Below are 19,185 nucleotides of genomic sequence, written 5' to 3' on the forward strand. Positions count from 1 at the left end.
CTTTTTAATTATATCAAAAAAATGTATAATATCTAAAATGGAGAAAATAATCCTTGTCGATGGTAGCAGTATAATTTTTAGGGCTTACTTTGCCTTGCCTAAGTTTTCAACTTCAACTGGTATTCCAACGTCTGCTGTATATGGGTTTCTTAGGATGCTCTTGAGGATTCTTAAAGACGAAAAACCTAACTATCTTGCAGTTGCTTTTGATAAGAAAGCCCCTACATTTAGACATATCGAATATAAGGAGTATAAGTCTCAGAGACCAAAAATGCCTGATGAGTTATCACTTCAGTTTGATGTATTAAAAGAGGTGCTTATTGCACTTAACATAAGATATTTTGAACTTGATGGCTTTGAGGCAGATGATATCATTGCAACTTTTGTAGAAAAATTGAAAGGAACCGATCTTGAAATTTTAATATTATCCTCTGACTTTGATCTTGCACAGCTTATTCAAAAGAACGTTAAATTGCTTGTTACAAGAAAAGGTGTTACAAAAATTGAGGTATATGACGAGGAAAAATTTATTAAGGAGTTTGGCTTTGAACCTGTTCATCTCGTTGATTATAAAGCTCTCTTAGGTGATGTTTCAGATAATATTGAGGGAGTTAAGGGAATCGGAGAAAAAACTGCATCAAAACTTATAAGTGAATTTAAAAGTGTTGAAAATATAATAAAGAATGAAGAAATAGTTGAAAGGTTTCATTTAAATGGAGAAGAAGAAAAGATACTTAGAAATAAATCATTATGTATGCTTGTTAAAGATGTGCCAATTGAGTTTAGGCTTGAAGAGTTAAAAGTGCCTGATTTTAAAACGGAAAAAGCTTATAAAGTATTAAAAAAATTTGAATTTAATTCGCTAATAAAGGAATTAGGTTTTCAATTTCAAGAAGAAAATGGAGATGCTGATTCGCTGTTTAAAAGTATTGATAAGAATAATGGTTCTAATGTGGACTCCGAAGATAAATCAAGTTCTACCGCTTTAAGGATTGAAAATAGAAATAGCTTTGTCGAGAGAGCGGTTTTATATGTGATATCTTTCGAGAAAAAAATAGAAAAAGTTGTTCTCAATTATAAAAATTTTAATTATGAGTTTGATTTTGAAAATAATCTTTTCCTTGACCATCGTAATCTTCCACTTTTAAAAGAAGTTCTCTCAAATGAAAATGTAGAAAAGTACACAAACAATTTGAAAATGCTTTACAAAGTTGCAGATTATACTGAAACACCTCTTAGAAATGTAGTTCTTGACTCAACTCTTGCTTTATATCTTATAGATCCAGACCAAGAAGACTTTTCGATTAAAAATTTTAAGAGTTATCTAAACATTGATAGTCCAATAACGAATTTAGAAGATGAAATAAACTTCTTAAAGACACACGGAACTGATATTTTGGAGTATCTTAAAAAAGAAAATTTGGAATTTGTATTTACTCGCATTGAATTACCCTTAGCGAGGGTCCTTTATGAAATGGAAAAAGTAGGTATTGAAGTCGATGTAGAGTATTTCAAAAAATTAAAGGAAGAAATAGAAAAGCATATTGAAGAGCTTGAACAGAAAATTTATAAACTAGCAGGTATATCTTTTAATATTTTATCTTCTAAGCAGCTTTCATCAGTTTTGTATGAAGTCTTGGGCCTTGAATTGCCAAAAGGTTATTCAGGCGGAACCGGTAGTAATGTTTTGTTAGAGATAAGTGGATCGCATCCTATAATTCCTCTTATAATTGAATATAGACATCTTGTTAAATTAAAGAATACTTATATTGATCCAATTCCACATCTTGTTTCAAAAGAAACTGGTCGATTGCATACAATATATCATCAAATTGGAACGTCAACTGGTAGATTAAGAAGCACAAATCCAAATCTACAGAACTTACCAGTGAAAGATGAATGGGGAATAAAGATTCAAAAAGGATTTGTAGCTCATGGAGAAAAAAAAGTCCTTGTAAGTGCTGATTATTCTCAGATAGAATTACGAATACTTGCACACTTATCGCAGGATAAAAATCTCATAGAATCATTCTTAAATAAGGAAGATATCCATAAAAGAACAGCAATGGAAATTTTTAACTTAAAAGAGGATGAAGTTACAAAAGAAAAACGCAATTTCGCTAAAGCTATAAATTTTGGCATCATTTATGGAATCTCTCCTTACGGACTTGCAAAGCAAGTAGGTATTTCAAAAGAAGAAGCAAAAGAATATATTGAACTTTATTTTAAGAGATATCCAATGGTTAAAGAATACATAGAAAGAGAGATAACTCTTGCAAGGGAAAAAGGAGAAACTCGAACTATCTTTGGTAGAAGGCGTTTTATTAGAGGACTTGATGATAAAAATGGAGTAATAAGGGAGAGCGCACGAAGAATCGCTATCAATAGTCCTATTCAGGGGAGTGCTGCAGATATAATAAAACTTGCAATGGTCGAAATAGTAAATAAGATAGATGATATTAAAATTTTGCTTCAAATTCATGATGAACTTGTTTTTGAAACTGAAGCGGATTTTCTTCAAGAAAAGCTACCCTTGATAAAAGATGCGATGGAAAACATATACAAACTTGCTGTTCCTCTTGAAGTTGACATCGCCTATGGCAAAAATCTTGGGGAGGCTAGATCTTGAAAGTAATTGGACTAACTGGAAATATAGCTTCTGGGAAGAGTTCAGTTTCAAATATCTTAAAAGATCTGGGAGCTAAAATTATTGATATGGATGATATTGCTAAGGAAATTCAAAATTTGAATTACAGAGGTGTATTGGATAAAATTAGAGAGACTTTTGGAGATAGTGTATTTCAAAACGGAAATATGCTTGACAGACGTGCACTAGGAAAAATTGTCTTCAGCAATAAAAATATGCTTGAGAAATTGAATAGTATTATGATTCCCGTAATGACTGAGAGGCTTTTAGAAGAGTTAGAAAAGGCAAAGAGAAAAGGTTTTGATGTAGTTATTGTTGATGCAGCTATTCTTATTGAGGCAAATTGGGATAGGTTCGTAGATGAGGTATGGGTTGTTTATACGCCCAAAGAGCTTCAGGTAAGAAGATTAATGGAAAGGGAAAATATAGATAAAGAATTAGCTTTAGAAAGAGTGAGTTCACAAATGCCAATAGAAGAGAAAATAAAGCGAGCTAATGTAGTTATAGATAATAGCGGTGACTTTAATGAGTTACGAAATAAAGTTTTAGAGTTATGGGAAAGAGTGAAAAGTTCTACTTAAGTTATTCAAAAATTTCTACATACATTAAGTGCCCGTTAAGATATAAATTTATTTATGTAGATAATTTAGAGACAGAAATAAAACCTTATTTTAGTTTTGGAAATTCCATTCACAAAGTGCTTGAGAAATTCTATAGTCCAGAGGAAAACTTCAAAGTTCTTAAAAAGGATCCGTATAAATATCTTTTAGAACTTCTTGATAAGCATTGGATAAGCGCTGGGTATAAAAATGTTCAAGAAGAGTTAAGTGCAAAAAACAAAGCAAAAGAAATCCTTATTGCTTATTATAGGGAAAATATTTTTGGATTTGAACCTGCCTTTGAGGTTGAGAGTGAGTTCTCAATACCATTTTTAGGCTTGGACTTGAAAGGACGTCTTGATAGAGTTGATAAGGTTAACAAAGATTTTATAATAATTGATTATAAGACAAACAGTTTTCTTTCTGATTCATTCAGAGAAGATGAAATTTTGCAACCAGTTATTTATAAGATTGCAGGTGACTATAAATATGGGAAAAATATAAAAGAAATTAGCTTTCATTATTTAAGGAAAGGGAAGAAAGTCAATTTTGAAGTCGGGTCTTATCTTATTGAAAAAAGTAAAAAGAGAATTGGGGAAATTGTTGAAAATATACATAAAGGATATTTTCAACCAAATGTAAATAAAAGCTGTAGTACTTGTGAGTTTAAAGACCGTTGCGAAGCTTACGCTCTTGTACAATTATCTCGTAAATCTCTTTAACAGTGCTATCCAAAACATCATTTACAACCACATAATCGTATAGGTATCTTTCTTCCATTTCTTCTTTTGCTCGTTTTGTTCTTTTTTCTATTTCCGAAAGGTTTTCTGTTCCTCTTTTGTTGAGTCTTTCAAGTAAAACTTCAATACTTGGCGGCATTAGAAATATCAAAAGTGCTTCTTCGTACTTATTTTTTATCTTTTTTGCTCCCTGAACATCAATTTGGAATATAACATCTTTCTTGTTACTTAGTCCTAAATCAATATACATTTGAGGAATTCCATATAAATTCCCATGCACTATTGAGTATTCAGCAAGTTTGCCTTCATCAATCATTTTTTTAAAAGTTTCTTCATCAACAAAATAGTAATCAATACCGTTAATCTCATTTTCTCTCGGATGTCTTGTTGTGCATGTAACAGCAATCTCAAAACGTGTGTCAAGCTTAACAAGTTCCTTTGTTACAGCATTTTTACCAACACCAGATGGGCCAGAAATAACTATAATCATGGCTTCAAAAGTTCTAATGCTTTATTTAATTGTTCGTCTTCCTTTGTGTTTGGATTATTATTTATTTCAATATCTGGAGTTATACCTTTCCCGTTAATACTTGTTTTATCGGGGAGAAGATATTCTTCAACTGTTATCTTGATTGAGTATGATTGAGGAAGAGGAAAAATCTGCTGTATAACACCCTTTCCAAAAGTTTTTTCGCCTATAACTTTTGCGACTTTATAGTATTTGAGTGCCCCAGTAAGAATTTCCGAAGCACTTGCAGTCCCTTGATCCACAAGGACAACCATTGGAATATTGAGTTTTTTCCCATTTACTGTAATTGGAGTTAGTTTTCCGCTTCTATCCTTTGTATATAATAATACACCGCTTGGGATTAATTGGCTTGCTATATTTTCGCATTCAGATAAAAGTCCCCCTGGATTGCCTCTTAAATCTAATATAATTCCCCGTACATTTTTTTGTTTGAATTCATCAAGTGCTTTCTTGACATCATTGCTTGCTCCCTCTGAGAACATAAAAATCTTTAAGTAACCAATTTTGCCATTTTCGTAATATCGTGTGTCAGTTAATGGTATGTTTATTTTTTCTCTTGTTACATTAAAAGTTAATTCTTTACTGTCTCTCTTAATTTTCAAGACAACCTGTGTTCCTATTTTGCCCTTTACTTTGGAGGCAACCTCATCCAAAGTTAATCCAAATGTTGACACTCCATCAACTTCCAATATGATATCTCCTTCCAATAACCCACTTTTTTCAGCTGGTGAACCCTTAAAAACGGTTACAATTTCTGGATAATTTAATTTTTCGTTTTTATTTATTACAACTCCAATTCCTGCATATTCCCCTTTTACTTCTTCTTGTAGTGCCTTTGTTTCTTCAGGATTCATAAATACAGTGTATGGATCGTTTAAAGAATTAACCATCCCCTTTATAAGTTCGTCTTCAGTTATTGGCTTGTAGAAATTTGAAAGAAGATAATCAGCTGTTCTTGTTAAGAGTATATGAGAGCCTGTTTGACTAACTCCAAGGGGATATCTAAAACCTACAAAATAACCTGCAATAAATGAAATCATTATAAGCAAAATTACTATAAGTATAATGTTTCTCTTCATTAGAGTCTCCTTAATCAAGGATTAGTTTATCAACATTTTCTAATTTTTCAAGTGTTTTAAGGTATTCAGAGTAATTTTTGTCTCCCATCAATGCATGGGTAAATCTCTTACCTATTTCAACTGATGGTTGATCGATCGGGTTTATGTTTAAAAGCTCCCCAAGCGCAAGTACTTCAAGTTCCATAAAGTAAATTAAACGACCAAGATTTTCCTCATCTATTTTCTCAATTTCAATCGAAACGTTTGGTCTTCCATTTTGAGTGAGTGCCATTTTTGTTGCAATGTATTCGTTTAAAAGCAATTCTGAATAATGTTTTCCGGTTAAGAAATCTAACTCTAAATATCCAAGGCTATTGTAAATATCAGCATCCTTTCTGAACTTTTTTGGAACAACAAAGATTATCAGCTTGTCGTAAGGTCCTTCCATGAAAAGCTGAAGCGTTGAGTGTTGATGATATGGTCCTCTTGCAACAACAGGTGTAATTCCTGCATATATTTCTTTTCCATCTCGTGAGAATTTTTTACCGATACTTTCTGCAAGCAGTTGCTCATAAAATTTGCCCAAATATTCAAGACCATCTGAATACGAGAATATTACATTTATATTAACATCTTTTTCTTTAAAGAATTTGTATTGGGTTAAAGCAAATAACATTTCACTATTTTCAATAGGCTCTTTGTTTAAAAATTTTTCTTTTCTTTCTTTTGCACCAAGTAGGAGTTTTTCAATATTAATCTCCTCAAAGGCTGCAGAAAATAGGCCAACGTGCGATAAAACTGAATACCTCCCTCCAACTTTTGGATGAATTGGGTAAGTCTTAATTTCAAGCTCATTTGAAAGTTTTCTAAGTAGTCCTTTTTCTGGGTCCGTTGTAAAGAGGAAATGTTCTTTAGGATTAAGTCCTTCTTTTTTGAGAATGTCAACAAGTAGAAGTAGATTGAGTAGCGTTTCACTTGTTGATCCAGATTTTGTTATAATATTAAAAAAAGTCTTTTTGAGATCAAGAGTTTGTATTAATGTGAGGTTTGTCTCAGGATCAATATTATCAATAAAATAAACTTTTTTAGGTTTTACAAAGTTCGAATAAATACCATTAACTGAATAATGTAGGAGTTCATTTCCAAGAATTGATCCACCCATTCCAATAACTACGAGATTATCAAATTTTTCTCTTATGTAAGATGCATAATTGTTAATTTCGTAAACTTCCTTAAGCATTTCATCTGGAAGGGTTAGAGGATAAAAATCGTCGTTAATTTTGTCTATTATTCTTTTTTTGACACTCTTTATCAATTCTACCTTTTTAAAAATTTCATTTCTGTTAACTCCATGCTCACCAATGTTTTCTGAAAAAATATTTGTAAAATCAATTTTCACTTAGTCCACCTGCCTTATTAAAGATTTGAATTGCAAAATTTGATAATTCGTCTAATTTTTCTTCTGAATATGCTTCAAGATAAATCCTAGTCTTTGGCTCTGTTCCAGAGAGTCTAAAAAGAATTGTGCTGCCATCTTCAAGTGATATTTGTAAACCATCGAGTTCATTTATATTTTTTATAGAAAGAAAATCTTTGTTTTGAAGTATATAGCTTTTTAGAAGGTTCATAATCTTACCTTGCAATTCTTTTGAAAAAGAAAAATCTATTCTTTTGTTGTATACGGCACCAAATTTTTCAAACAACTTGTTTCTTAATTCTCTAAGGCTTTTTTTATAATGAGAGATTATCTCGAGTACGAGCGTATTAACGAATATACCATCCTTTTCTTGTAGCCATCCTTGGATAGAAGCTCCACCGCTTTCCTCTCCACCAAAAATTGCTCTTTTCTCAAAGAGCGCTTCACCTATGTATTTAAAGCCAACAGGAGTTACAATTGCTTCAAATCCGTAAGCTTTTGCAATCCTATCAAGTAGTGTTGTTGTTGAAATAGTCCTAACAACGTTTCCTTTGAGTTGTCTTACATCAAGTAAATAGTAGTATATTATAGAAAGAATAATATTGGGCGAAATAAAACTTCCATCCGAATCGATAAATCCAAATCGGTCGGCGTCTCCATCTGTTGAGAGTCCGACATTTGCTCTTTGGTTAAGAACTGCTTCTTTTAGTTGTTTAAGATTTTCTTCTATTGGTTCTGGATGAAGTTTTCCAAAAAGTGGATCACGTTCACCATGTATCATCTCAAAATCCGTTATATCTTTGACTAAAGGTGGCAAAAACCTTCTCCCTGTTCCAAAGAATGGCTCATAGACAACTTTAAGATGTCTCTCTTTAATTTTTTCGAAATCGACAAGTTTTTTTAAATTTTCGAAGTAATTTGTTTTATCGAAAATGGATATTATACCCTTGGAAACTGCTTCATTGAATTCAATAGACAAAATTTTTTCCTTGTTTTCTTTGATTTGGTTAATTATTTCTTCAATCCTTTTTGTTTCCTCCGGAAGAGCAGGTCCCCCTGTTTTATTTGAAAATTTAAGCCCATTGTACATATAATCATTGTGAGAAGCTGTTATGTTTATTCCTCCGGAAGCCTTCTTATCTAAAATTTCAAAAGCGACAACTGGTGTTGGAATATCGTATTGAGAAAAATGGACATTTATTCCGTGTGCAGCAATAACTGATGCCACAGATTTGGCAAAGTCCTCTGACATAAAACGTGTATCATAGCCAACAACGATAGACTTAGCATCAATTTCTTTAAGATAATTAGCGATAGCTGTTGAAGCTAATCTTACATTTTCAAATGTAAAATCATCTGCAATTATTCCTCTCCATCCTGATGTACCAAATTTAATTGGCATTTCTTAACTCCTTATAAATTTCTAAATATTTTTTTGCAGATTGCTCCCACGAAAAGTTACAACTCATACCAATCCTAATTAATTTTAGTAATAAGCTCTCATTTTTGAAAATCAAGAGTGCTCTCTTAATCGTTAAAGTAAGCTCATCACTTGAATACTCCTCGAATGAAAAGCCATTTCCACATTGAGTTATTTCTGAATAATTGTCAACAGTATCTTTTAATCCGCCAACTTCATGGACAAGGGGAAGCGTTCCATATCTCTGAGCTATCATTTGGCCAAGTCCACAGGGTTCATACTTAGATGGCATAAGGAAAAAATCTGATGAAGCATATATTTTGTGGGCCAGTGCTTCGTCAAATGTTAAAAACAGTTTGAATTTTTCAGGATACAAATCGCTCAATGTTTTTAATTTTTCCTCAAGAGGTTTCTCGCCAGTTCCTAAAATTACGACATTAAGGTCTTCGTTTAATATTTCTTTCAGGGATTCTGAAAGAATATCTAACCCCTTTTGCGAAGCAATTCTTGAAACCATTCCAAAAAGTGGTGCGTTAGCATTTTTTAACCCAAATTCCTCTACAAATCTCTTTTTATTATCTTTTTTATTATTTATGTTTTCGACGTCAAAATTTCTATAAATGAGAGGGTCATTTTGTGGATTCCATATTTCATAATCAATACCATTTAGAATTCCCACAAGATCGTTCTTTCTTGTCCTTAAAATTCCCTCCATTCTTTCGCCAAATTCCTCTGTGAGTATTTCTTTTGCGTAAGTTGGGCTTACTGTGCTTATTTTATCTGCAAAAACAATACCAGCTTTCATAAAACTTACCTTGCCATAAAATTCTAAACCGTCAATTGAGAAATATTTATCATCAATTTCTAAAGACCTTAATACTTCTTTGTCAAAGTTTCCTTGATAAGCAAGATTGTGTATAGTGTAGAGTGTCTTATATGGCAACCCCTTATCTTTTACAAACATTGGTATAAGTCCTGTTTGCCAATCATTTAAGTGTAAAACATCAATTTTCAGTTCTAACACCTTAATTATTTCAAGAACAGCTTTATCAAAAAATCCAAATCTTATTGCGTTATCTGGATAATCAATTCCTTTTTCTCCATAAAGGTTGTCTCTATCAAAAAAGTGGTCTTGTTCTATCAGGACTGCAAATCCGTTTTTATAGAATTCGACTAAATTGGCAAAACCTTCAACATCAATACCATCTATTCTGATTTTAAAAGGGATTCTTTTTTCGATTTGCTTAAATTGTTCTTTTGTTTTTTTGTAATAGGGAGTGAATAAGTAGACTGTTTCTCCTATGTTTGTAAGAACTTTAAATAAGGCTCCTGCAACATCTGCAAGGCCACCAGTTTTTGAAAATGGAACTGCTTCACTTGAGACTATTCCTATATTCATGATTGTTTCTCCTCCTTAGTATTTCTTAAAAATTGTGCTGCTTGTTCTGGGATCATTGGATTAATGTAGAACCCTGATCCCCATTCAAAGCCTGCAAGTTGAGTAAGTCTTGGGACAATATGAATGTGGAAATGGTAATACGAGATATTCAGATTATCCAGGGGTGATGTGTGAATATAAAAGTTATAAGGAACATTTGGAACTGCTTTTTCAAGCATCTTTAATGAATTTTGTAAAATTTCTGCAAGTTTTGTAATTTCATTTGCTTTAATTTGTCCAAAATCAGAAATATGTTCCTTTGGAAGAATCATTATTTCAAAGGGGACTGCAGAAGCAAATGGAACGATAGAAATGAACTTCTCGTTTTCGTCAATTAGCCTTTCTTTTTCATTAAGCTCTTGTTCGACAATATCACAATAAATGCATCTTTCTTTATATTGATAGTACCTTAATGCCATATCAAGTTCAAGCTTTACAACATCTGGCAATACCGGTGTAGCGATTAGCTGACAATGTGGATGCTCTAAAGAAGCACCCGCCCTTCTTCCTTTATTCTTAAAAACAAGGATGTATTTGAGCCTTACGTCCTTTCTTAGATCAAGCATTCTTTCTCTAAACATCCAAATTACTTTTTCTACTCGATCAAGCGGTAAAGTATCGAGAGATTTGAAGTGATCACCTGATTCGATTATTACTTCATGAGCACCTATTCCGTTCATAACATCATAAATCCCTTTACCATGACGGTTTAATTCTCCCTCCACTTTAAGAGCAGGAAATTTATTTGGAACAACTCTCACAAACCAACCGGGTTCGTTAGGATTTGTTCCTTCTTTTCTTATTGAGGTAATTTCTGGAGGAGTCATTGATTCGTGGCCTTCGCAAAAGGGACAGTTCTCTGGTCCTTTGAGAGCTTCTTCTTCACTTTTAAAGTCTGTTGGCCTTAATGCTCTTTCTGTTGCTATAATTACCCATTTTCCCGTTGTTGGATCTCTTCTCAGTTCTGGCATTTAAACCTCCTTATGGGAATCTTTTTATTGGATAATACAAATATGGATTTACTTCTTTATTACTCTCTAAAAGAGACCTTATAAGGTGGCCTCTGAATAAAAAGTCAAAGTCAAAATTAATTTCTTTCTTATGAAAGTCACTATACCACCAAAAGTGGTCACTTGCTTCTGCCTTTAGTATGAATTCGTTTGCCTTGTCGCTTTTAACAGATTCTCGAGTTTCAATTAGATAAGTCCAAGCGGCGTTTGTTTCCTCATCTCCAATCCATGTGTCAAAATGACCATTTATCCACGACCCTGGCGTAAAATGATCAATCTCTTGTAGAGGAATTGCTTCACTGCCAAGGAGAGTTTCTTTTTCATTGAATGATTTAAATAATTCTTCCATAAAGTTTATTCCGTAATTTTCGAAGTATTCCCAAGGGTTTTCTCCATCGAGTATAAGTATAAGAGTACCATTTTTTTCAAGTTCATGTTTCAGGTCTAATACCGCATCCGTTGGTTTCATCTTGTTATAAATGAAACCAATTTTATCGGAAACGCTATGGTTTCTTAGAAATAAGATTGTATTTTTATAATTGTAAATGCCCTGTCCTAAACCAATTGATTTGACGAGTGCTTCGTCACTTCCAATCCATTTAACTTTGGATTCTTTAAATAAGGGAACTGCTTCTTCTGATATACTTCCTTCAGCAGGCCACATTCCTTTAATCTCAATATCGAATGTTTCTTTACCTATTTTTAAGGATCTCTCAATATGTGCTTTTGCATCTTCTAATAAATTAGATTTAACAAGTGGAACTTTTGCATCTGGTTTACTTTTTACTGCTGAATTAAAATCGAGAAGAAGTGGAATGATCGGATGGTAGTAAGGTGTAAAAGTTATCTCGATTTGGTTTCTTGCAATTAATTCCTTGTATTTAACAAAAAGATTATCGATAATTTTCTTTTCTAGACTTATTATCACCTCTTTATCTTGTTTTGTGAAGTGCAAACTCTTGTTTCTCATTTCTATTATTTCTTCGTCAATTGGAGCAAAAGCGGATAACTTAAAAATAACTTGGAAATCAAGTATTTCTGAAGCTGTTAATTTTTCACCTTTAGAAAATTTTTCTCTAAGATACTCTAAACGCTTGCTTTTGAACGAATAAGGGGTTCTAAATCTTCTGAACATAAAGTTTATTTCGCTTTGGTTCAGACTTTCAGGATCTGCGTCTTCGTAAACTTGATAAACATCTTTCTCTCCGTTTTGATATCTTTTTATTTGTTCAATAAGAATGCCAGAGAAATTTATATTGGCTTTGAACTCACTCTTAAGAAGCATCGAAGGTACAGAGTAATAGCCATTTAAAGAATGCCTTCTAACCCAAGGTAAAATTATTTTGTTTGTTAAAGAATCTAAATAATCTGGTTGGTGCATATGAAGCCATAAAAACAATTTATTTTGCATTTCTAACTCCGTTCTATTTTGTTTTTTTTAAAAAAATATACTATAATAGTATACATAACATTGCATTTATTACAAAATGTAAAAAATAGGAGAGGTGAAACAATGGCTGATGTAAAATTAGTTAATGTTACAAAAAAGTTTGGGAATGTTGTTGCAGTTGACAATGTAAACATTGATGTCAAAGATGGGGAATTTTTAGTGTTACTTGGACCATCAGGGTGCGGAAAAACAACTACTCTAAGAATTGTTGCAGGTCTTGAGGAGGTAACATCTGGTGAAGTTTATATTGGCGGTAAATTGGTTAATGATGTACCACCGAAAGACAGAGATATTGCTATGGTGTTTCAGAACTATGCTCTTTATCCGCACATGAATGTATATAAAAATATCTCCTTTGGGCTTGAATTAAGAAGAGTACCAAGGGATGTAATTGATAAAAAGGTAAGAGAAGTTTCTCAAATGTTAGGTCTTGAAAATCTTTTAGACAGAAAACCCAGAGAACTGTCAGGTGGTCAAAGACAGAGAGTTGCTCTTGCAAGGGCAATTGTAAGAGATCCAAAAGTTTACCTTATGGATGAGCCACTTTCCAACCTTGATGCAAAGCTTAGAGTTCAAACCAGAGGCGAGCTAATTAAACTACACGAAAGGCTTGGGGTTACAACAATTTATGTAACACATGACCAAGTTGAAGCAATGACACTTGGAGACAGAGTCGTCGTTATGAACAAGGGTAAAATTCAGCAAGTAGGAACACCTAAAGAGGTTTTTGATAAACCAGCGAATAAATTTGTTGCAGGTTTTGTAGGAACACCTCCTATGAATTTCTTCGACGTTACTGTCGAAAAAGAAGGCGATGATTTAGTTTTAAAGGGCTCTGATTTTAGAATTAAGCCATTGAAAGAGCATGCAAAATTATTAGAGTCCGCAAACATCAAAGGGAAAGAAGTAATTCTTGGAATTAGGCCAAAAGATATTTTCCCTAAGGAAGAGTTGCTGGAAAGCATGAAACCTTACATAGAACAGTTAAAGGCACCTATTGATTTTGTCGAACTAATGGGTTCTGAGACTTTTCTCCACTTCAAATTGAACGGAACTCTTGCAATTGCACGTGCTTCCGCTAATGCAAATTATGCAATGGGCGATATTGTTGAGTTATACGTAGACTTAAGAAATATTCATGTATTTGATAAAGAGACTGAAACTGCTTATTTCTAATGCAAGTTGGCATTTGCAATATCAAATTTTTAGTTCCTGATTCCTTTTCGCTTAAGGATAAAAGACAAGTTACTCAAAGCCTTGTTAAGAAATTGCGGAACAACTTTAATGTATCAATTGCAGAAGAGAACATTGATTCATGGAAAGACGTTTATTTAACTGTTGTAAGTGTTAATACTGAAAAATCGCATCTTTTTAGTACTCTTTCCAAAGTTGTTGAATTTATTAAGAGCGAGCCAAGAGTAGTATTAGAGGATTATAATATTGAAATTCTATAAGGAGGAGGTTTTATGAAAGTTCTATATAACGGTAAAATTATAACTTTTAACGTAGAGCAGCCTTATATTGATAACGGTGCAATTGTTATTGAAAACGGAGCAATCAAAGATTTAGGAATAACCCAACAAATCCTCTCTAAATATAAAAACGCTGAACTTTATAACCTTGAGAATAGATATGTGATTCCTGGCTTTATTAATACTCACATGCACCTTTATAGTACTTTTGCTAGGGGTTTTGGCTTTGGTGGAGCAAGTCCTTACACTTTTAAAGAAATTCTTGAGCAGATATGGTGGAAGCTCGATAAACTCCTTGACACGGAAGAAGAAATTTACTATAGTGCCTTAATGCCTGCAATTGAAGGTTTAAAATCTGGGACAACAACCATAATTGACCATCATGCCTCTTTTGGGCTTATAGATGGCTCTCTTGACATTTTAGAAAAAGCACTGAAAGATGTTCAAATAAGAGGTGTTCTTGCTTATGAGACCTCTGACCGATGGGGTAAGGAACTATCTCAAAAATCGATAAGGGAAAATGAAAGGTATATAAAAAAAGAAAAAGATAAAGATTTCTTTAATGCGCTTTTTGGACTTCATGCTTCATTTACTCTTGAGAATGATACGCTTGAAGAGGTTGCAAGTATTGGAAACTCACTGAATGTTGGTTTTCATATACATGTTGCAGAAGGAATAGAAGATGTTGAGCATGCACAAAGAGTTGCAAATAAGAGAACAGTTGAAAGACTTAATGATTTCGGGATTCTAAAAAGAGATACTCTTGCAATTCATTGCATAAATATAAATGAAAAAGAAATAGAAATCCTTAGGCAAACAGAAACAACTGTAATACATAACCCTGAATCTAATATGAATAATGGAGTTGGAGTTGCCCCTATTCTTGAGATGGACAAAAAGGGTATTTTGATTGGTCTTGGGACTGATGGATACACCCCATCAATGATTGAGTCGGTGAAAGTTGCATATATCTTGCCCAAACTTCACCACAGAGATCCAAGAGTTGGAAGTGATCTTGCAAGGAGAATGCTTTTTGAAAATAATGCCTCTATTGCAAACCGTTTCTTTAATAGGGAATTAGGCGTTATAAAAGTTGGAGCTTACGCTGATCTTGTTGTACTTGATTACAATCCGCCAACTCCACTTGATGAAAATAATTTCTTCTTCCATCTTATTTTCGGAATAAGAGATAATGCGGTTAAAGATGTTTTTGTACATGGAGAATTACTAGTAAAAGATCAAAAGCTTACAAAAATTGACGAAGTTGAAGTCTCAAAAAAGTCACAAGAAGTAGCTCAAAAATTTTGGAGGAAGTTTTAGATATGGAACTCGATAGAAGGAAACTTTCAAATATTATAGATGTTGCAAGGAGAAGAAGAGCAGCAGATGTTTTAATTAAAAATGCAAAAATCATTAATGTATTTAACGAATCAATTGAAGAGGGGGACATTGCAATTGCAGAAGGAGTTATAGCGGGAGTCGGAAGATATGACGAGGGAAACGTAGTGTATAATGTCGACGGAGCCTTTGTTTCTCCATCGTTTATTGATTCGCACATGCACATCGAAAGTACGATGCTTATCCCTACTGAATTTGCAAAGGCAGTAGTTCCGCTTGGTACAACAACAGCTGTAGTTGATCCACATGAAATTGCAAATGTTGCGGGAATTCCAGGTATTCAGTTTATGATTAATGCTTCAAATAATGTGCCAATGGATATTTACTTTATGCTTTCAAGCTGTGTTCCTGCAACAAACCTTGAGACTTCTGGTGCAACTCTATATGCGGAAGATCTTGCAGTGTTGAAAAACCATAAGAGAGTTTTAGGACTTGCAGAAATGATGAACTACCCAGGTGTTATAAATAAAGACCCCGAAATACTTGATAAAATTCTTCTTTTTAGAGATGGTATAATTGACGGTCATTCTCCAACGCTTTCAGGCTATGAACTTAATGCCTATTTGTCAGCAGGTATTCTTGCAGATCACGAATGCACAACAAAAGAAGAGGCATTTGAGAAGTTATCTAAGGGTATGTGGATAATGATGCGTGAAGGATCTGTCACAAGAGATGTGAGAAATTTGCTTCCCGTTTTAAATGACAAAACTAAACATCGATTTTTACTTTGTACTGATGATAAGCATCCGGAAGATCTAATATCAGAGGGTCATATAAATTTTGCAATAAAACTTCTTTTTGAAAGTGGAATTCCTTTACCTACTTCTATAAGACTTGCAACGCTTAATCCATCACTATTTTTTGGATTTAGAAGAAAAGGAGGCATTGCACCTGGTTATGCCGCAGATATAGTCGTATTTGAAAATCTAAACAAAATGGATTTGGTTTTCAAGGACGGTAATTTAGTTGCAAAAGATGGAGTTCCTTTGTTTGATGTTGAGGAGCCAAAGCACGATGACGCTGTTAAAAATACTATAAATATTAAAGTAGCAACATTTGAAAAGCTTAAGGTTCCTTTGAAAGGGAAAAGAATTAGAGTAATTGGCTTACGACATGATTCAATAGTAACAGACGAGCTTGTATTCGAACCGAGAGTAGATAACGGTTTGTTAGTTTCTGATACAGAAAGAGACATCATTAAGATAGCAGTTTTTGAAAGACATAAAGCAACTGGTAAAGTCTCGGTTGGTTTTATCCATGGGCTTGGTTTAAAAAAGGGAGCTTTTGCTACCTCAATTGCACACGATTCTCATAATATTATTGTTGCAGGAGAAAATGATAAAGACATGCTTCTTTCAGTAAGTCAACTTGAGGCAATGGGTGGCGGTATTTCAATTGCAAAAGACGGAGTTGTCATTGATTATTTGGCACTTCCCTATGGTGGACTTATGACCAATCGATCGGTGTATGAGGTTGCAGAGGTCTTAAAAAGGCTTCACAAAGTTGCTCACGAGGAACTCGGAGTATCTTATCCTGATCCTTTTATGGCGCTTGCATTTATGCACCTTGCAGTAATCCCCAAACTTAAAATTACTGATTCAGGTCTTGTCGATGTTGAAAAGTTCAGTTTTGTTGATCTATTCGTTGAGTAAGGAGGGCAAATTGCTTTTAAAAAACGCAAATATTATTGCAAATGGTAATAATCTGAAAAAAGTTAATATTTTAGTTGAAAATAAAAAAATCAAAGAAATTTTTGAAGGCAATATTCCTTACGGCATAGAGGATAAAGAAATAATAGATTGTAGCAATTATATTGTATTTCCTGGATTTATTGATGCTCATGTTCATTTTGATGATCCTGGTTATACTGATAGAGAGGATTTCTTTACTGGTACACAAAGTGCTGCAAAAGGTGGAGTTACAACAATTGTAGACATGCCTTGTACATCAGTTCCTGAAGTGATCTCAAAGGAAAATCTTCACTACAAACTTGATATTGTTTCAAAAAAGGCTATTGTAGATTTTGCTTTTTGGGGTGGAGTAACTCCTATTCAGATTCAAACTGGTGAATACAAAAAGACTATAAAAGAATTGAAAGAAGAGGGTGTTGTAGGACTAAAACTCTATACGATATCTGGAATGAAGACTTATCCGAAAGTTAATACTGAGGAAATGGCAGCTGTTTTTGATTACATAAGAGACCTTGGACTCGTTGCGGGAATTCATGCTGAAGATTTTGAACTTGTTGATTACTTTTCAAAAAGAGAGCAAAATTTGAATCATATTTATCCCTTGGCATGGACAAAAGGTAGAAACTATGAAGCTGAAGCAGTTGCTATTTTAAGAAGTATTGCCCTCGCGAAAGAGTTTAAAAATAAGGTTCATATAGTTCATCTTTCTACAAAACTTGGCCTTATGATAATCGAAATGGCAAAAAATGAGGGTATTAATATTACAACTGAGACTTGCCCTCATTATCTTGTTTTTAATGAGAATGACCTTGAAAGAATTGGTCCAATTCTCAAAACTGCACCTCCAGTTCGAAGAAGAGAGGATTCAGAATATCTTTGGGATGGGCTTAAAAAAGGAAGTGTTGATTTTGTAACAACAGATCATGCAGGGGGTGTTTATCCACAAGAAAAAAATAAACAAAGTATTTGGGATAATTATGCTGGTATCCCGGGTGTTCAAACCCGATTTAACGTTTTATTTACATATGGTTATTCAACTGGACGCCTTACCCTTGAGGATTTAAGGAAAGTGTTGTCTGAAAAACCTGCCGAAAGATTTGGACTCAAAAGCAAAGGTAAAATTGAAATCGGGAATGATGCGGATTTTGTTATTGTAAATCCATATGGTGAATTTAAATTTAATGCAAGCAAAGATCTTCTTTGCAAAAACAAGTATTCTCCTTTTGATGGATTTACGTTTAAAGGGGAGATTGAAAAAACTATTGTTAGAGGGCAAATTGTTTACGAGAAAGATAAAGGTATAACAGTAAATGGAGGTTTTGGAAAATTTGTAAAAAGCGAATATTAGGTATTCTAAACTTATTTATTTAAAAAGAGGGGTGAAACACCCCTCTTTTATTTTTCTCCTTTTATGAACGGTTCACCAAGAGATTTTGGTGCACCAAGATGTTTTCTCATTACTTCTCTTGCTGTTATAATAAGCACCATAATTGTTACAAAATATGGTGTCATTTTAAGTATTGGAACAGGAATACCAAGTGGTTGTAAAATGTATTGTAAAACATCTACACCACCAAATAGATATGCGCCAAGAATTGCACGAAGAGGGTCCCACTGAGCAAAAATTGTAAGCGCAATTACAATCCATCCTCGTCCTCCAGTCATTCCTTCAATCCACGACGGCATATACGCAAGTGTTAAGTATGCACCTGCAAAACCAGCAAAGCAACCACCAATAAAAGTAGAAAGATATCTTACAAGAGAGACATTTATGCCCAAAGCATCAGATGCTTTAGGGTTTTCACCAACTGATCTTATAATAATCCCCCATCTTGTTTTAAAAAGGATAAACCATGATACTACTGCAAGAATGATACCTATGTAAAATAAGGGATCTCTATTGAATAATATTGGGCCAATGAATGGTATTTTTGAAAGTCCAGGAATTGCTACTTCAGAAAACCTTACTGAAAGTGGTGCTCCAATATAGCTTTTGCCTAACATACCAGCAAGTCCAATGCCTATCATTGCAATTGCAAGTCCTGAGAGTGTTTGTATTCCACGTATTGTAATCGAAACAAATGCATGCAAGAGCGAAAGAATTCCTCCTGATAGGATTGCCGCAATCAAGCCCAAAGTTGGATTTTTAGTTATATATGTTACGCTAAATCCTATAATCGCTCCCAAAGCCATCATTCCTTCTATACCCAAGTTTAAAATGCCAGATCTTTCTGTAATTATTTCGCCTATTGTGCCCAAAAGAAGGGGAGTTCCTGCAACCATTGTTCTTTGAAGAATTGATATAATTAAATCCAT

At 33.6% G+C, this 19,185-nt stretch carries 16 protein-coding genes; 8 read left to right on the top strand and 8 right to left on the bottom strand.

What is annotated here, in order from left to right; all coding sequences use genetic code 11:
• The first annotated feature begins 37 nt into the window (after nucleotides 1-37).
• Genes polA through ACP5SP_RS03925 form a run of 3 tightly spaced genes read left to right on the top strand, consistent with a single transcriptional unit; the run spans nucleotide 38 to nucleotide 3,968 of the window.
• Entirely contained in the window at nucleotides 38-2,629 is a 2,592-nt protein-coding gene (gene polA / locus ACP5SP_RS03915; RefSeq protein ID WP_428076064.1) for a DNA polymerase I, read from the top strand.
• Nucleotides 2,626-3,228 carry a dephospho-CoA kinase gene (gene coaE / locus ACP5SP_RS03920; protein WP_424586676.1) on the top strand — a complete coding sequence of 201 codons (603 nt, stop codon included), beginning with the start codon at nucleotides 2,626-2,628 and terminating at the stop codon, nucleotides 3,226-3,228. The genes polA and coaE overlap by 4 nt, the downstream gene beginning before the upstream one ends.
• Nucleotides 3,201-3,968, top strand: a complete 768-nt coding sequence (locus ACP5SP_RS03925) for a RecB family exonuclease (protein ID WP_428076065.1) — start codon at nucleotides 3,201-3,203, stop codon at nucleotides 3,966-3,968. The genes coaE and ACP5SP_RS03925 overlap by 28 nt, the downstream gene beginning before the upstream one ends.
• On the opposite strand, the gene gmk is transcribed toward ACP5SP_RS03925, so the two are convergent.
• Genes gmk through ACP5SP_RS03960 form a run of 7 tightly spaced genes read right to left on the bottom strand, consistent with a single transcriptional unit; the run spans nucleotide 3,913 to nucleotide 12,269 of the window.
• A complete protein-coding gene (gene gmk, locus ACP5SP_RS03930) occupies nucleotides 3,913-4,476 on the bottom strand; it encodes a guanylate kinase (RefSeq protein WP_416084707.1) in 564 nt (187 codons plus the stop codon). The genes ACP5SP_RS03925 and gmk overlap by 56 nt on opposite strands.
• Nucleotides 4,473-5,594, bottom strand: a complete 1,122-nt coding sequence (locus ACP5SP_RS03935) for a S41 family peptidase (RefSeq protein WP_424586674.1) — start codon at nucleotides 5,592-5,594, stop codon at nucleotides 4,473-4,475. Before ACP5SP_RS03935 ends, gmk begins: the two co-directional genes overlap by 4 nt.
• Before the next feature lie 10 nt (nucleotides 5,595-5,604).
• A complete protein-coding gene (locus ACP5SP_RS03940) occupies nucleotides 5,605-6,972 on the bottom strand; it encodes a glucose-6-phosphate isomerase (RefSeq protein WP_424586673.1) in 1,368 nt (455 codons plus the stop codon).
• A complete protein-coding gene (locus ACP5SP_RS03945) occupies nucleotides 6,962-8,392 on the bottom strand; it encodes a phosphoglucomutase/phosphomannomutase family protein (RefSeq protein ID WP_424586672.1) in 1,431 nt (476 codons plus the stop codon). Before ACP5SP_RS03945 ends, ACP5SP_RS03940 begins: the two co-directional genes overlap by 11 nt.
• Nucleotides 8,382-9,809 carry a glycogen synthase GlgA gene (gene glgA / locus ACP5SP_RS03950; protein ID WP_416084703.1) on the bottom strand — a complete coding sequence of 476 codons (1,428 nt, stop codon included), beginning with the start codon at nucleotides 9,807-9,809 and terminating at the stop codon, nucleotides 8,382-8,384. The genes ACP5SP_RS03945 and glgA overlap by 11 nt, the downstream gene beginning before the upstream one ends.
• Nucleotides 9,806-10,819, bottom strand: coding sequence for a galactose-1-phosphate uridylyltransferase (gene galT / locus ACP5SP_RS03955; RefSeq protein ID WP_428067025.1), 1,014 nt, complete (start codon nucleotides 10,817-10,819; stop codon nucleotides 9,806-9,808). Before galT ends, glgA begins: the two co-directional genes overlap by 4 nt.
• A gap of 10 nt (nucleotides 10,820-10,829) precedes the next feature.
• Nucleotides 10,830-12,269 carry a hypothetical protein gene (locus tag ACP5SP_RS03960; protein WP_428076066.1) on the bottom strand — a complete coding sequence of 480 codons (1,440 nt, stop codon included), beginning with the start codon at nucleotides 12,267-12,269 and terminating at the stop codon, nucleotides 10,830-10,832.
• A 102-nt stretch (nucleotides 12,270-12,371) separates the two neighbouring features.
• On the opposite strand from ACP5SP_RS03960, the gene ACP5SP_RS03965 reads away from it, so the two are divergent.
• Genes ACP5SP_RS03965 through allB form a run of 5 tightly spaced genes read left to right on the top strand, consistent with a single transcriptional unit; the run spans nucleotide 12,372 to nucleotide 18,217 of the window.
• The gene (locus ACP5SP_RS03965) at nucleotides 12,372-13,484 is read left to right on the top strand and encodes an ABC transporter ATP-binding protein (protein WP_416084700.1); all 1,113 of its coding nucleotides are present in this window, start codon (nucleotides 12,372-12,374) and stop codon (nucleotides 13,482-13,484) included.
• The gene (locus ACP5SP_RS03970; RefSeq protein ID WP_416084699.1) at nucleotides 13,484-13,762 is read left to right on the top strand and encodes a DUF503 domain-containing protein; all 279 of its coding nucleotides are present in this window, start codon (nucleotides 13,484-13,486) and stop codon (nucleotides 13,760-13,762) included. Before ACP5SP_RS03965 ends, ACP5SP_RS03970 begins: the two co-directional genes overlap by 1 nt.
• Nucleotides 13,763-13,774: 12 nt before the next feature.
• The gene (gene ssnA / locus ACP5SP_RS03975) at nucleotides 13,775-15,100 is read left to right on the top strand and encodes a putative aminohydrolase SsnA (protein WP_424586667.1); all 1,326 of its coding nucleotides are present in this window, start codon (nucleotides 13,775-13,777) and stop codon (nucleotides 15,098-15,100) included.
• Nucleotides 15,101-15,102: 2 nt separating this feature from the next.
• Complete coding sequence (ade, locus tag ACP5SP_RS03980; RefSeq protein WP_424596643.1) at nucleotides 15,103-16,830, top strand: adenine deaminase; 1,728 nt, start codon at nucleotides 15,103-15,105, stop codon at nucleotides 16,828-16,830.
• A gap of 10 nt (nucleotides 16,831-16,840) precedes the next feature.
• Complete coding sequence (allB, locus tag ACP5SP_RS03985) at nucleotides 16,841-18,217, top strand: allantoinase AllB (protein ID WP_424586665.1); 1,377 nt, start codon at nucleotides 16,841-16,843, stop codon at nucleotides 18,215-18,217.
• Between the two features lie 47 nt (nucleotides 18,218-18,264).
• Here the strand turns inward: allB and ACP5SP_RS03990 are convergent, their stop codons facing one another.
• A complete protein-coding gene (locus tag ACP5SP_RS03990) occupies nucleotides 18,265-19,185 on the bottom strand; it encodes an ABC transporter permease (RefSeq protein WP_416084695.1) in 921 nt (306 codons plus the stop codon).

The sequence above is a fragment of the Caldisericum sp. genome (assembly GCF_049967455.1).
Lineage (GTDB): Bacteria > Caldisericota > Caldisericia > Caldisericales > Caldisericaceae > Caldisericum > Caldisericum exile_A.